Raw genomic sequence first — 15,415 nt, 5'->3', positions numbered from 1 at the left:
TCACAACGTCAAAGGCCTCCGAAACCGCGCATTGAAGCAGTTGGCTCCAAATCAATGTCAATCAACTTAGGCCACTTCTGCTTCACTCCAGATCCCCCCGCCCCAACCTCCCCAGCTTCGCGGCCAGGTCCACTCTCGCGTTATCCCAATCCGCGAGCGCCTGCACGCGCCGCTGCTTCGCATTCGCCAGCGCGGCCTGCGTGTTCATCAACTCAAGAATGTTCCCGACTCCAGCGTCATAACGATGCTTCGCCGCATCCCACGAACGCTGCGCAATCGCCAGCAGATTCGCGCTGTTCTGCGCGTTCTGCGTAGCACCCGTCAGCGTCTGGTAACTGCTCCATACATCCAGCCCGACCTGGCGCTTCGCATCCTCCAGCGCATACTCCTGCCGCTCGGCCTGCGCCTTTGCCTGATCCACCTGGTAATGCCGCCCGAAGCCCTCGAACAGCGGAATGCTCAACTGCACGCCGATATACGCGTCATGCCCTGTCGACGGAAACGTCGGCTCGCCCACGCCCATGCTCTGCGGCTCGTTATTACGGCTGTACTTCGCAACCAGACTGATCGATGGCAAGCCCTGCGCACGTGTCTGCGTAACCTTCGCCATCGCCGCTTCGTACTGCGCCTGCGCGGCTCTCACGCTCGGATGCGAAAGCTGCACATCGCGGATCATTGCCGCGACCGGTTCGCTGAAGTCCTTCCCCGTCTGCACGTTGTCCGTCACCGCAGGCAACTCCAGCGGCATGGACGGATCGAGGTTCATATCGGCTGCGAGCGTGCCCAGCGCCGTCTGCGCATCGCTTTGCGCTTTCGTCAGACTGAAGACGGCCTGCTCGTGCTGTGTCTGCGCCTGCAGCGCATCGGTGATCGGCGCCACGCCTTTGTCGGCGCGCGCTTGCGCCGCGGTCATGCTCTGGCGTGTCATAAGCTCGACGTCCTGCGCGGCCTGCAGACTGCCGATTGCCGTTTTCGACGCGTAGTAATCCTTAGCAGTTTGCGCGAAAAAACTCTGCAAAGTGGCATCCTGTGTTGCACGTGCGGCTTCGAGCAGTGCATTCGCGTTTTTCAGCGCCGCTTCGCGCCCGCCGAAGTCGTACAGCAGCCAGTTCAGGCTCACGCTTTCCGCATGCACCGTCGATGCGATATCGGTGCTTAACATCGGATGGTTATCGACGTTCGTCACCGAGTTCTCGCGCACGCCCTGCAGGTTCGCGGAGATCGTCGGCAGATACGCGGCGCGCGCAACGCCCACGCCGGCAGCCTGCGCCTTGACCGCGGCCCACGCCGCGCGTGTCTTCGGGTTATTGCATAGCGTGCGTTCGACGGCTTCGGCAAGCGGCAACGGGCGGCTCGGTGCACGATCGAATTCGCACACCGGCACGATGCTGCCAGCGGCAGTCGCGGAGATATTCTGTTCCGCGCGCAATACGTCAAGCGCGCCAAACGCGCCGGACGCGTGGGCATTCATGCCCCATGTGGCGATGATCGCGAGCAGTGAGATGGTTTTAACGTTCACGCATGCTCTCCCGCGTCGTCTGCAACAGCGGATCGATGAAGTAACCGATCACACTGCGTTTGCCGGTGCGGATATCGGCCGTCACCGCCATACCAGGTGTCAACGTAATCCAGCGGTTATCGATATGAATGCGGTTCGTCTCCAGGCGGATGCGCACCGGGAACGTCAGCCCGAGCTTTTTATCCTGCACGGCGTCATTCGAAACCTGCGTGATCGTACCGTTCAGGAATCCATAACGTGTATACGGAAACGCCTCGATTTTTACCGCAGCGCGCTGGCCCGCCTGCACGAAACCGATATCGCGGTTTTGCAGCCGCGCTTCGACTTCGAGCGAATCGTCGGGCACGATTTCCATCAGCGACTGCGCGGTCGTCACCACACCGCCAAGCGTATGCGCCGCAAGCTGCTGCACGGTGCCCGCGACCGGCGCCGTGAGACTCATCAAGGCCTGACGCGTCTGCGCCTTGGTTTCATCGTCGCGATTCTGCGTGGCGAGCTGCGTGGCCTTTTCCAGTTCGTCGAGCTGGTCGCGACGGAACTTCGATGCCGTGGCCTCGACTTCGGCGCGCTGCTGGGTGATCGCAGCCGCCAGTTCGTTCGCGTGGCTGCGCTGCGCGGCGAGTTCGTTCTGCTTGTCGAGCGCCTGCTGCTCCTTGTCGAGATAGTCGTTACGGGCGACGTATTTATCGGCGACGAGTGCGCGGTACGCATCGGCCTGCTGGCGCGCGAGCGGCGCGGTCGCCACGAGCTTGGCGATCTCGGCTCGCGTGCTGTCGAGTTGCGCCTGGCGTTTCGCAAGTTCGGCCTGTTCGCCCGCGTATTGATCACGATATTCGAACCACGCGCCTTCGGCGTGACGTTGCGCGTCCTGCATGCGTGCGTCGGGCGCGTCGTCGATTTTCGCTACGACGGGCGGTTTGCTGTCGCGTTGCGCAGCGAGCAATGCATTCGCGCGTGCGGCTGCGAGTTCCGCATCGAGTCGTGACATATGAGCCTTGTCGGCATCGGCGGCGGCCTGGGTCGTGTCGAGTTTCATCAGCAGATCGCCTGCTGCCACGCGCTGGCCGTCGCGCACGCGGATCTCGCGCACGACACCAGTCATTGCAGGCTGGATCGTTTTCACACGTGCATCTGGAATGAACTGGCCGCTCGCCGTCACCACGATATCGAGCCGCCCGATCACGCCGATCAGCAGCGCAATCACCGTAAGCGCGACAAGCACGCGCATCGTCCAGCGTGGCGCAGGATGCACGGGCGTTTCAACGAGTTCGAGTTCAGCGGGTAGAAACGCGAGTTGTTCGGCGTCGCGTGCCGGGCGTTCCAGTTGCGCGCGGATATGCCAGACTTCGCGCCATATCGTCGAGTAGCGTCGCACCAGATCGGAGAACGCCTGAAATTTCATCGATTGCATGCTCAGCCGTCCTGCAGGGAAACGAGGTGCGCGTAATAGCCGCCGTGGGCGAGCAGCGCATCGTGGCTGCCCTGCTCGACGACCTTGCCGTGATCCATGGCGATAATCTGGTCCGCGTGACGCACGGCAGTGAGCCGGTGCGCAATGATCACCACGGTACGCCCCGCACAGATTGCCTTCATGTTCTCGCGGATAACGCGTTCGGTTTCGAAGTCGAGCGCGCTTGTCGCTTCGTCGAAAATAAGAATGCGCGGGTTGGTCAGCAGCGCGCGCGCAATCGCGAGACGCTGGCGCTGGCCGCCTGAAAGATTGCTGCCGTGTTCGCCCACGACGGTGTCGTAAGCTTCGGGCAATTCGCAAATGAATTCATGCGCGCCTGCGAGTCTGGCGGCCTGAATCACGGCTTCGAGTGGCACGCCTGGATCGGTCAGTGCGATGTTCTCGCGCACGCTGCGGTTAAACAGCAGGTTCTCCTGCAGCACCACGCCGACCTGCCGGCGCAGCCACGCGGGATCGGCCAGCGCCAGATCCTGGCCGTCGATGCGCACCGTGCCCTGCTCGGGAACATAGAGACGTTGCAGCAGTTTCGTGAGCGTGCTTTTACCGGAGCCCGAGCGCCCGACAATGCCAATCACCTGCCCCGCGCGAATATCGATCGACACACCATCGACAACGAGCGGGCCATCCGGGCGATAGCGAAAGCGGATATTCTCGAATGCGACATCGCCGCGGATCGGTGGCTGCGCCTGGCGTGTCTGCGGAATTTCGGTGCGCGTGTTGAGGATATCGCCCAGACGCTGCATCGAAATGCCGGTCTGCTGGAAGTCCTGCCAGAGTTGCGCGAGGCGCAGCACCGGCGCGCTCACGCGCTGCGACATCATGTTGAACGCCACCAGTTCGCCAACCGAAAGTCGTCCGTCGATCACGAGCCGCGCGCCGATAAAAAGCGTCCCCAACGTCACCAGCTTGCCGACAAGCTGAATGAGTTGCTGGCCAATATTGCCGAGCTGGTTCACGCGAAAACCCGCACTCACATAAGCCGCAAGTTGCGATTCCCAGCGACGGATAAACTGCGGTTCGACCGCCATCGCTTTCACGGTTTCGACGCCGGAAACCGACTCGACGAGAAACGACTGGTTATCGGCGCCGCGCGCGAACTTCTCGTTCAGACGCACGCGGAACGCAGGCACCATCAGCGCGGAAACCGCGACATACACAGGCAGCGAAGCCACCACGAGCAGCGTCAGCCACACGCTGTAGACGAACATGACCGCGAGGAACACGAATGAAAACGCGAGGTCGATAATCGCGGTGAGTGCCTGACCGGTGAGGAAATTGCGGATATTTTCCAGTTCGCGCACGCGCGCCACCGTGTCGCCCACACGACGCGCGCCGAAGTAACCCAGCGGCAGCGCCACCAGATGCCGGAACAGCCGCGCGCCGAGTTCGACATCGATACGATTGGTTGTGTGCGCAAATACATAGTTGCGCAGGCCGGTGAGCAGAACCTCAAATAGCGAGGCGACCAGCAGCGTCATGCACACGACGTTGAGCGTCGAATAGGTACGGTTCACCAGCACCTTGTCCATGACGACCTGGAACATCAGCGGCGAGACCAGGCCGAAGAGTTGCAATACGAGCGACACGCCCAGCACTTCGAGCAGCAGTCTGCGATAACGCACGATGGCCGGGATGAACCACGAGAAGTCGAAGCGCGCGAGTTCGCCCGCCAGCGATGCGCGCGAGGCGAACAGCAGCATCTGGCCGGTGCTGCGGGCGGCGATTTCTTCGAGCGGCTTGACCGTGGGTGCTGCGGCGCCGGGCTCCAGAACGAGCGCGGTCTTGCCATCGGTCTTCGCGAGAATGAAGTGACGGTTATCGCGATCGAGTACGAGTGCGGGCAGGGGCGTGCTAGCCAGCGTGTCTACTCGCAAGGTAACGATGCGTGCTTTTAACCCCAGGCTGCGTGCAGAGAGTACCAGGTCCTTGTCGGTGAACTGGCCGGTTCCTGTTGCAGCGGCATGCCTGAGTTGCGCCGCGTCGGCAGCGATGTTGTGAAAGCGGGCGATGGTTACCAATGCAGCAAGGCCGGGATCATCGATTACTTTTACTTCGGTATGCGAATTACTTGTCATTCAACAGGTGAATTTGAATACGACGATACAGGTTCCCGATCGAATCAAAATCAGCGGGATTGATAGCAGCGAACAGAATCCTAATTGAGGTCTAATATCGAAATATGCAGAAAACCTGACTTGTCGTGAACTTTTAATATTTGTTAGTTAACGTCAATATTCCACGCACACATCGAATGAATTCGGAAAGCTCAATGACAGCAATTTGAAATTAAGGTCCGACAGAATGCGTTCGATCGACGCGACGGTCGTATCACGAGGCATCGGTGATGCCGCCACTCGCATTCGGGATTTCGCCCGATATTGCGTGAACGGCATGTTTTGCGGCGGTTGTGGTCACGCAGGTGCCGCTAGAAAATCTGTTCAGCTTCGATCTCGATGTGATCTGGCGAAAGGCCGTCGCAATAGCGTTGCCACACCGTTTCGTAAGCGGTTTCAAGGTTACGCACGTAGCGCGGCGTATCAAACAGGACAGACTGTTCTCTGGCCACATCCAGCTTGCGTTTGAATACGTCAAGGTTATGCGGCGATCGGCCGAGTTCGATCGCCATAGCCTCGTAGGCGTCAAGATTCGGCGAAATGAGTTCCGGCAACCCAACTGCCGTTAGCAGGCTGGCACCATAGCGGCTCGCAAAAGCATGCCCAGAAACGGTGAGTACAGGGAGTCCGCACCAAAGCGCGTAACTGGCCGTTGCGCCGGCATTGAAAGGAAACGTATCGAGAAACAGATCGGCGCATCGATGTCGCGCCAGGTGCTGCTGCAGGGGCAAGCGTTCGGCAAAAATAATTCGCACGGGGTCCAGCCCACGAATCATCGCTTCCCGGCGAAGGTTGTCGCGCGCGCTATCCTCGCTGCTGCAATACACCCACAGCACACTATCGTCGACGGCTTTAAGAATGCGGATCCATCGATCAAAGAGTGCGGGTTGCAGCTTTCCCGGTGCATTAAAGCAGCAGAATACAAACCCATGCTCCGGCAAACCATAGTCTGCGCGAGCCTTTGGCAAACCGGCTCGCTGGCGCTTTCGATCATTGGGTTGAAAGGAGCCTGGCAAACATAGGCTCTTTTCGGAATAAAAACGTCTGGTTTCAGGCGGAATAACGACCGGATCGGCAATGATGTAGTCGATAAAGTCCGCGCCCGAACTGCCCGGATAGCCAAGATAAGCAATCTGTACGGGAGCCAACCGGGTTGCGAGCGCTACAGGTTGCGCACCTTGCGTGTGACCGTTCAAATCAACCGCGATGTCCAGGTTCACTCGTCGCGCCAATGCGACTACATCGCCGGGCAACATCTTCTCGACATTATGAAAGTGATCGAAAGCCGCGCGGGCCCGCTCCTGAGCGGGATCATGAGGATCGTCGAGGGACGAGAACGCGTGAATTTCAAATCGCGCTCTGTCGTGCAGTTCAAAGACCTCGGCCAGCAAGTCCATCACCGGATGGGTACGAAAATCCGACGAAAAATAACCGACACGAATACGATCACGCAATTCGCCCGTTGGCTGGAAATCCTGTCTATCCCGGGCCGTTAGACCGATTTCGGCGGCGTAAATCCGGGCAGCATCAAGTTGCTGTTGAGGGTCATGGCAGACAGGCAGAAAGAGGAACGGTTCAACGACTGGCTTGCCTTCGAGCAGCGCATGCTCAATATGGCTAACCAGGCTATCTAATCCGTTCCAGTCGAATAATCTCAATTGTGCGTTGAGCAGCAAGCCCAATAACCAAGGCTCGGAAGAATCGAGAGATGCAGCACGCCGATAATAGTCGACCGACTCCGCATATCGGCCAAGTCGATCCAGCATGACCGCGCTATTTCTGAGTGCGCGAACGTCGTTGGGGTTGACGCACAGAATGCGATTACTGGTAGCCAGCGCTTCTTCAATTCGCCGCAGTCCACCAAGCGCGGCCGTGCGGTTGTGCAATAGCTCGGCGCGTTCGGGGTGATACGCCAGTGCGTGATCGCAGAATTCGATGCACTCTTCGAAGCGCCCTTTAAGTAAAAGCACGTATGCCACGGGGCATTGAGCAGTAATCTGGGAAGGATCGAGGCGCAGGGCGCGCTGGGCACATTCGAGCGCTTCATCCAGGCAGCCGAGAGAGTTAAACGCCTGCGCTTGACGTCCTAACAGATAAGCGAGGGCTGGCTCGTCGGCAGCGCTTTCCAGAGCATGACTATAGAAGGAAAGCGCCTCAGCAACGCGACCCTGTTGACTTAGCTCCACGCCGTGAAAATACAGTACGTCGAGCACGTATTGCTTTTGCGAAGCGTCCTGCGCAACCTGTTCGTTTTCGATCACTATTTAATTTACTTTTGAAAATATTGGCTCGCAATCGACTTTAGTTTTCAAGCAGGCCATGAAGCCATTCAATCCATGATCGGGCAAGAGACGGCCACGAAAAGCGTTGACGTACTGCGTCGGCATTCGCCTGCCGTCTTTTCTGCCGCAGTTCGGGGGCGGCAAGATCCTTCCTGAGGCTTTCGATAACCAGGTCGCCATATCTCGACTCAAAGCCATTCAGGTCAGACGACAGGTCAATAAATTCTCCGTACTCGCCGAATAGGGAAGGTAGCGCGCCGCAACGGGTCGTGAGCAGACTCGCCCCGATTGCCAAGGCTTCTGCCGCGGAAATGCAAAACGTTTCCGGAAAAACGGACGGATAGGCAAGTCCAGCACATTGCGCCATCTCAATCGGCAACTGAGATTGAGAAACCGAACCAACGTACTCGACCTGGTCCATACGGTCGCAGCGTTCATAGATGCGACCGTAATCGTCCTGACTTGCGGGCAAGTTGTAGACCGCCATACTGGAGAAGACCCGCAGCCGCGCGTTGGGAAATGCTTCGCGGATTGCGGGAAAGGCGTCGAGAAGCCAGGTAAGCCCCCGGAAGGGTGTGCTGGTATAGGCAAGCACCGGATCGCGTCCCTGTACAAACCAGGGTTCGCAAAGGGGCGTGGAGGCAAAGGCTGGCGCAATGCCATTGTGAAGCACCTGAATCTTGTCAGAGGGAATTGAAAATGCCCTTTGATAAGCACTCGCCTGCCAATTGCTGACAAACGCATAGCCATGCCAGGCCTCTCGCTCCTCGAGTCTGGACAATGATTCAACCGCGCCCTGGTCGGGTGCATGTCCCGTCCACAGCACAAGCGGAACACGGAAACCCAGGGCGTTACGCAGCATTTCCCCGATGGCGAGGTTTGACACAACGATGACATCGAAGCGCTTCATCAGAGCGCTATCCGACGTGGCTTGCGCGCGCGGGAGAATATGTACGCCGTTTGCGTCCAGCCCGGGTTCGCTGACCTCGTTGAGAATCGAAACTTCGTGCCCCTGCCTGACCAATTCTGCGGCCAGATAGCATAAGGCCGATTGGGAACCTCCCAACGGGCGGTACAAAGGCGTTACCGTGTCGTACGCCCAAGGCATGGGTTCCAGAAAGGCCAGTTTCATCGAGGTCCAGATAAATTCCAGAATGGATCGTTACCACTCATGCGGTCTGTCCATATTCGGTTCGCGCGTGAGGAGGGCGCAACAGGAAAGTTCGAGCGAATACAACGCGAACAAAGGGCCCGCAGAATAGCGGATTTCCTGTATCGAGAAATTGCCAAACTGACCACGATTGAGTCGACCCTAGAGGAAAATCACGAACGCTTGGTGCAGGTCAATGATGCGTCGATCTGTTGGCGTTGATGCCTGACTCGCGCCAGTAATTTCCGCGCGTAGCAACATGTATTGCCTACCGCGCGACGATTGCCAATCTCCGTTTTCTACGCACAGTAGTCCTGATCAGTTCGCGAACGATCTCGGCAGTACGACGTTCTGCATAGCGCGCTTTTTCACGCAGCGTATGTGCGCTCGTCAGCGGCGATTCGCGCCGTCAACTGCCGAAGGAACAGAATTCTAATCGATCCCTAATATCGAAATGACTGAAACACACGCGAAAGACAATTGAAACTTAATTGAAAGATTCAGCACCCCGTGGCACTTCGCCACATTCCCACCAGCCGGGTAAATACCGACAAAATCCCTTCACGACAGAAAGCAACCAGAAGGGCTCTCTTTCTTATACTGGCGACCAATCCAGACTACCGGCAGCCCGCCAAGGCCCGCCGTAGCGCCGTCAACCATAAGGAGACACGCCCCCATGCCCTTTCGCGCCCAGCATTCCGGTCGCGCCCTGTTGCTCTGCATCGCGCTTGGCGCGGCGGCAGCGGGCATCGGCGCGCCGGCCTATGCCGAGGCAGGGCCAGCCGCACCAATCCGGCTGATGATGGGCGGCGTCTCCAAGATCGTGTACCTCCCGGCCGTGCTGGCCGCGCGTCTGGGCTATTTCCGCGACGAAGGTCTCGACGTCCAGGTGGTCTCGGGCCCGGCGGGCATCGACACGTCCACGGAACTGATCGCCGGCGCCATCGAAGGCGCGGTGGGCTTCTACGACCACACGCTCGATCTGCAAAGCCGTGGCCAGGACGTGCTTTCGGTCGTCGTGTTCCAGCGCGCCGCCGGGTTGGCCGAACTGGCCTCCACGCGCGCCGAAGGCGGCCTCGCCATGGCGCGCTCGGGTTCGATGCGCGATGCGAAGGGCAAACGTCTGGGCGTCACGGGCTTCGGCGCCTCGACCTGGGTGGTCACGCGCTATCTGGCGGCGGGCGCGGGCGTCGCGCCGGGCGACTACACCATCGTGCCGCTCGCCTCCGACACCCGCTTTATCGAAGCGCTCGAACAGGGCAGCATCGACGCGGGCATGGTCGAGGAACCCACCGCCACGCGCCTGCTGACAAGCGGCGCAGCGCAGATGGTCGCCGACATGCGCAGCGTCGAAGGCACGCAGCGCTGGCTGGGCGGCCCTTACGCGGGCGCTTGCCTCTACATGCGTCAAAGCTGGGTCGAAACGCATCCGCATGAAACCGCACAACTGGCGCACGCGCTCGTGCGCGCGCTGCACTACCTCGATACGCACTCCGCGCAGGAAATCGCCGATACCCTGCCGGCCGAACTCACGGGCAGCGACCGCGCGGGCTACGTGCAGGCGCTCGCCTCGATGCAGCCTGCGTTCTCCCGCGACGGCCTGATGCCGCCCGGCGCGCCGCAGACCGTCCAGCGCGTGCTGATCGCAGCGGGCTCGGGACTCACGCCGCGTCACGTCGATCTGTCGAAAACGTACACCAACCGCTTTGTCACCGGCGCGCAATCCGACGCGCCCAAGGGCGCGCCCTAGCGTGCGCCTCCAGCATCCAGCACAACAACACAGTTATTAGCGTCGAATGCAGCCCCACGGGCAGCGTCACGGCGGTTTATCGAACCGCTGCGGGTCTGCTCGTCTCTCATCAAAGGATGTCCAACATGTCTACTGCCATCAACGCCGCACCGGGCGAATCGAAAGCGCGCACGGTGTTCCGCGCGGTCAGCGGCAACTTCCTCGAAATGTACGACTTCATGGTGTACGGCTATTACGCCGCCGCCATCGCTGCCGCGTACTTTCCGGCCGGCAACGAGTTCGTCTCGCTGATGCTGGCGTTCTCCGTGTTCGGCGCGGGTTTCCTGATGCGCCCGCTCGGCGCGATCGTGCTCGGCGCCTATATGGACCGCCACGGCCGCCGCAAGGGTCTCATCATGTCGCTGTCGCTGATGGCGGTGGGTACCATGTGCGTGGCCTTCGTGCCGGGCTACGCGAGCATCGGTCTGCTTGCACCGGCGCTCGTGCTGGTCGGCCGTCTGCTGCAGGGTTTCTCGGCAGGCGCGGAACTGGGCGGCGTGTCGGTGTATCTCGCCGAAATCTCCACCAAGGGCAATCGCGGCTTCTACTGCTCCTGGCAGTCGGGCAGCCAGCAGGTGGCCGTGGTGTTCGCAGCGGCGCTGGGCGTGGTGCTCAACAGCCTCGTGCCCGCTCAGGAAATGACGAGCTGGGGCTGGCGCGTGCCGTTCGTGATCGGCTGCATGATCGTGCCCTTCCTGTTCTACATTCGCCGCACGCTGCGCGAAACCGATGAATTCCAGGCTCGCCGTCATCATCCGAGCCTGGGCGAAATCACCCGTGCGATTATCGCCAACTACGGCATCGTGCTGGCCGGCATGGGTCTCGTCATCATGACGACGACGTCGTTCTACCTGATCACCGCCTACACGCCGACCTTCGGCAAGGTCGTGCTCAAGCTCTCGTCGTACGATGCGCTGCTGGTGACGGTGTGCGTGGGCGTGTCGAACTTCATCTGGCTGCCGATCGCCGGCGCCGTGTCGGACCGCATCGGCCGTGCGCCCGTGCTGATCGCCTGCACCGTGCTGACCGTGCTGACCGCCTACCCGGCGATGCAGTGGCTCGTGGCGGCGCCGTCGTTCGCGACGCTGCTGGTGGTCGAGCTGTGGCTGTCGACGCTCTATGCGTGGTACAACGGTGCGATGGTCGTCGCCCTGACCGAGCTGATGCCGGTGCATGTGCGCACCACGGGCTTCTCGATGGCCTATAGTCTCGCCACGCTGGTTGGCGGTTTCACGCCGGCCATCTCCACGTGGCTGATCCACATGACGGGCGACAAGGCCGCACCGGGCGCATGGATGAGCGTCGCCGCTGTCTGCGGTCTGGTCGCCACGCTGTTCCTGTACCGCTCGAAGGCCACGCGCCAGCAGTACAAGACGGCCTGAGCGCCGTCCGTTCCAAACCTACGCAAACACGCATGAGACTGCTGCTCGTCGAAGACAACGAAGAACTCGCGCACTGGCTCGTGCGCACGCTGAGCGACGACGGCTTCATGCTGGATCACGTCGGTGACGGCGAGGCCGCCGAAGATGCCCTGCGCGCCTCGACCTACGACGTGGTCCTGCTCGATCTGAATCTGCCGCGCATGTCGGGCAAGGCGCTGCTGCGCCGCATGCGCGGGCGCGGCGACGCCACCCCCGTGCTGATCCTCACGGCCACAGGCGCGATCGACGAAAAAGTGGTGTGCCTGGGCGCAGGCGCCGACGACTACATCGTCAAGCCCTTCGACGCGCGCGAGCTGGTAGCGCGCGTCAAGGTACTGGCGCGCCGCCAGGCGCCGTCGCGCTCGAACCGCATCCGCTGCGGCAATCTGCTGTACGACATGGACAGCCGCCGCTTCTATCTGGGCGACGAAGCGCTCACGCTCACGCCGCGCGAACATACTGTGCTGGAAACGCTGATCCTGCGCGCGAAAAAGACCGTCTCCAAGGCCACGCTCGCCGAATCGGTGAGCGACGCCGACGCGCCCACCAGCGAGGACGCGATCGAAATCTACGTCTCGCGCCTGCGCAAGAAACTCGAAAAAAGCACGGCGACGATCATCACGCTGCGCGGCCTCGGCTATCTGCTCGAAGATGCCGAAGCGGACGAATAACACCCCCGCAGCCCCCTAGCCGATGAGGCCCACCAACAGCCTGCGCGTGCGCCTTCTGCTCTGGCTCCTGCTGCCGATGACGGTGTTCATCGCGGCCGCCGGACTGATTACGCGCGGCAACGCGTGGCGCACGGCCAATCTTCTGCAGGACGATGCGCTGCTTTCCGCCGCGCGCGTGATGGCCGGCGACATCGGCTGGGAAGGCAATGCGCTGAGCGCCTCGATCTCGCCGAGCGCCATCGAAATCCTGCGCACGCCGCACCGCGATCAGGTGTTCTTCCGCGTGCAGGAAATCGGCGGGCCGATCATCGCCGGTACTTCGGATTTTCCGCAGCACGTGCCCGAAACGTCGCCGCAGTGGTACGACGCCGCCGTCAACGGCACGCCCATCCGCGCCGTTTCGCTGATCCGGCCGATGTACGACGCGGGCACGACGCGCCGCGTGATCGTTTCGGTCGGGCGCACGCTCAGCGAGCGCGACGCCATGGCGGGCGCGCTCTGGCGGCCGCAGATGTTCTATTTCGCGGGCATCGTCACGGTGGCGGTGGTGCTGGTGTGCGTCGGGCTCACGCTGGAATTGCGCCCGCTCACGCGCCTTGCGCGCGGGCTGCCGCAGCGCGTGCGCACGTCGTCGCGCATGGCCTCGGTGCGCATCGACGTCGAGCCGCTGCGCACGGAACTGCGCCCGATCGTGAGCGCATTCAACGCCTGCCTCGATCTGATCGAAAAGCAGACCGCCATGCAGCGCCGCTTTATCGCCGATGCCGCGCATCAGTTGCGCACGCCGCTCACGCTGCTCGGCACGCAGTTGCAATACGCGCGCCGCCAGCAGGACCCCGAACGCCTGCACGAAACGCTCACGGCGATGCACCAGAGCAACCGCTCGCTGGTTGGCCTGACCAACCAGTTGCTGACGCTCGCGCAGGCCGAATCGGCCGATTACACCCAGTTCGAAGGCGCACCCGTGGATATGCGCGCGGTGGCGACCGGCGTGATCGAGCAACTGGCGCTGCTCGCGCAGCGGCGGCGCGTCGAACTGGTGGCGACGCTTGCGCCCAACGCCGAAGTCATGGGCAACGAGCAACTGCTTTCGGTGCTGGTGTTCAATCTCGTCGATAACGCGATCCGCTATTCGCCTGCGGGCGGCACGGTCGCGGTGACGCTCACGGCGGGCGCGCACACGCACCTGCTGACGGTCGCCGACGAAGGCGCGGGCATCGCCGAACCCTTGCGCGACAAGGTGTTCGAGCCGTTCTTCCGCGCCTCGACCTTGCCGGGCAGCGGTCTGGGTCTGGCAATCGTGCGCGAGATCGCGCGCGCGCACGGCGCCGAGGTCAAGCTCGAACACGGCGCGCAAGGGCGCGGGACCGTGGCGGTGGTGGAATTCGCGGGACGGCAGGCGGGAGCCTGAATCACGCTTGCGCGGCTTGAGTGGCTTGCGTGCCTTGAATGGCGGCTTGCCTTTCCGCCACTTACAAACCCGCCCCGGGCGCGGACGAACGGCATACGATGGCGCCAATAATCATCGATCCGTTCATGCCACGGGGGCATTCCATGACAATCAGCATCGCCGCGACTTCGACCGGCAATTCCCCTTCGTTCTACGCGCTCTGGACCTCGACGCCCAACGCCGACGATGGCGTGACGTCGAGCAACGCCCTGTCGTCATCCGACGATAATTCCGCCGATCTTTCCAGCGATTCGGGCCCCGATCCGCTCGCGCAGGCCATCGCCGCCGCGCTGAACTCGCTCGGCACGACCACGGACGGCGATATCAGCGTGGTCAGCGACGACACCGCAAGCGACGGCTCGTCCAGCTCGGCCGATACGATCGCCGCGCTCCAGCAGTTTCTCGGCTCGCTGTTTCAGGCGGCTGCGCAGCAAAGCGGCACGGCTTCCGTGAGCTATACGTGTGATCTGGCTTCGGCGGTGTCGGGGCTGGCGCAGTCGTCGTCGACATCGAATAGCGCGCTGGCGTCGAATTACCAGAATCTGCTCGATACGCTGGGCGTGCAGTCGGACGATCCGCTCGAAGATTCCGCGCCGGATCTTCAGCAATTCCTCGCGACGCTTGCGGGCAATCTGCAGGCGCAAGGCGCCTCCAGTTCGAGCGGGCTGTTCATCGACACTTCGGTTTGACGATCCACTGACTTTCGACTGACTTCACAGACGCGCCGCCGCCAGCGGCGCGATGAGGTCTCGGTGGTACCTGACGCGCCGGGCGGTCTCGCCGGCGCGCTTTTTATGGCGGCGGCTTCAGGTGGCGCTTTCGTTCAGCGCGTCGGGCGTTTGCGAAGGATCGGGCACGAACACGTAGCCCTTGCCGCGTACCGTGTGGATATAGCGCGGCGCGGCCGGATCGTCCTCGATCACGCGGCGCAGACGCCAGATCGGCACGTCGAGGCTGCGCTCGCGGAATTCGCGCGCCTCGCGATGCACGATGTCGTGTATCAGCGTGCGCGTGAGCACTTTGTACGGGTGAGTCGCGAAGATCTTCAGCAGCGCGAATTCGCTTTCGCGCAGCGGGATCGGCGTTTGTCCGCGCGACAGCGAGCGCATCGTGAAGTCGAGTTCGAACGGGCCGAACTGATAGCGCGAACGCACCTCGGGCGCGCTGGCCGTCGAAGGCCCGCGACGGCGCAGGATGTTCTGGATGCGCACGAGCAATTCATGCGGATCGAAAGGCTTGGGCAGATAATCGTCCGCGCCCAGCGTGAGGCCGCGAATGCGGTCGGACACGCTGCCGCGCGCGCTCACGAAGATCACGGGAATATCGTCGCCGGCTTCGCGCAGCGCGGCGATGGCTTCGAGACCATCGGTCTGCGGCATCATGATGTCCAGCACGACGATCGAAGGCCGTTCGCGTTCGAGGCGGCGCAGCAGATGCTTGCCGTCGTGCAGGACTGCTGTATCGAATTCATGCGAGCGTAAAAAACGGCTCAGCAGATCGCGCACGACGGGATCGTCGTCAACTATGAGGACACAGGGCTTCATGCGC

Annotated in this window: 11 protein-coding genes; 5 read left to right on the top strand and 6 right to left on the bottom strand. The window is 61.7% G+C overall.

Features of this window, described 5'->3' with window-relative positions; all coding sequences use genetic code 11:
* Positions 1-82: 82 nt before the first annotated feature.
* From G3N59_RS20860 to G3N59_RS20840, 5 genes are all read right to left on the bottom strand, one after another.
* The gene (locus tag G3N59_RS20860; RefSeq protein ID WP_346777910.1) at positions 83-1,519 is read right to left on the bottom strand and encodes a TolC family protein; all 1,437 of its coding nucleotides are present in this window, start codon (positions 1,517-1,519) and stop codon (positions 83-85) included.
* Positions 1,509-2,930, bottom strand: a complete 1,422-nt coding sequence (locus G3N59_RS20855) for an HlyD family type I secretion periplasmic adaptor subunit (RefSeq protein ID WP_205984522.1) — start codon at positions 2,928-2,930, stop codon at positions 1,509-1,511. Before G3N59_RS20855 ends, G3N59_RS20860 begins: the two co-directional genes overlap by 11 nt.
* Before the next feature lie 2 nt (positions 2,931-2,932).
* The gene (locus tag G3N59_RS20850) at positions 2,933-5,065 is read right to left on the bottom strand and encodes a type I secretion system permease/ATPase (protein WP_205984521.1); all 2,133 of its coding nucleotides are present in this window, start codon (positions 5,063-5,065) and stop codon (positions 2,933-2,935) included.
* 350 nt (positions 5,066-5,415) lie between these two features.
* A complete protein-coding gene (locus G3N59_RS20845) occupies positions 5,416-7,365 on the bottom strand; it encodes a tetratricopeptide repeat protein (protein ID WP_205984520.1) in 1,950 nt (649 codons plus the stop codon).
* A gap of 40 nt (positions 7,366-7,405) precedes the next feature.
* On the bottom strand, positions 7,406-8,518 hold the full coding sequence (locus G3N59_RS20840) for a glycosyltransferase family 4 protein (protein ID WP_205984519.1): 1,113 nt from the start codon (positions 8,516-8,518) through the stop codon (positions 7,406-7,408).
* A 694-nt stretch (positions 8,519-9,212) separates the two neighbouring features.
* On the opposite strand from G3N59_RS20840, the gene G3N59_RS20835 reads away from it, so the two are divergent.
* From G3N59_RS20835 to G3N59_RS20815, 5 genes are all read left to right on the top strand, one after another.
* Positions 9,213-10,286, top strand: a complete 1,074-nt coding sequence (locus G3N59_RS20835) for an ABC transporter substrate-binding protein (protein ID WP_205984518.1) — start codon at positions 9,213-9,215, stop codon at positions 10,284-10,286.
* A 125-nt stretch (positions 10,287-10,411) separates the two neighbouring features.
* Positions 10,412-11,707, top strand: coding sequence for an MFS transporter (locus G3N59_RS20830; RefSeq protein ID WP_205984517.1), 1,296 nt, complete (start codon positions 10,412-10,414; stop codon positions 11,705-11,707).
* Between the two features lie 32 nt (positions 11,708-11,739).
* Positions 11,740-12,417 (top strand): response regulator transcription factor, encoded by a 678-nt coding sequence (locus G3N59_RS20825; protein ID WP_205984516.1) that lies wholly within the window; start codon positions 11,740-11,742, stop codon positions 12,415-12,417.
* Positions 12,418-12,439: 22 nt separating this feature from the next.
* Positions 12,440-13,828, top strand: a complete 1,389-nt coding sequence (locus tag G3N59_RS20820; RefSeq protein WP_205984515.1) for a sensor histidine kinase — start codon at positions 12,440-12,442, stop codon at positions 13,826-13,828.
* A gap of 143 nt (positions 13,829-13,971) precedes the next feature.
* Positions 13,972-14,556 carry a hypothetical protein gene (locus G3N59_RS20815; protein WP_205984514.1) on the top strand — a complete coding sequence of 195 codons (585 nt, stop codon included), beginning with the start codon at positions 13,972-13,974 and terminating at the stop codon, positions 14,554-14,556.
* 117 nt (positions 14,557-14,673) lie between these two features.
* On the opposite strand, the gene G3N59_RS20810 is transcribed toward G3N59_RS20815, so the two are convergent.
* Positions 14,674-15,411, bottom strand: coding sequence for a response regulator (locus tag G3N59_RS20810; protein ID WP_205984513.1), 738 nt, complete (start codon positions 15,409-15,411; stop codon positions 14,674-14,676).
* Positions 15,412-15,415: the final 4 nt, after the last annotated feature.

It is taken from the genome of Paraburkholderia sp. Ac-20340 (assembly GCF_017104965.1).
GTDB lineage: Bacteria > Pseudomonadota > Gammaproteobacteria > Burkholderiales > Burkholderiaceae > Paraburkholderia.
This window is presented reverse-complemented; position numbering and strand designations above follow the sequence as displayed.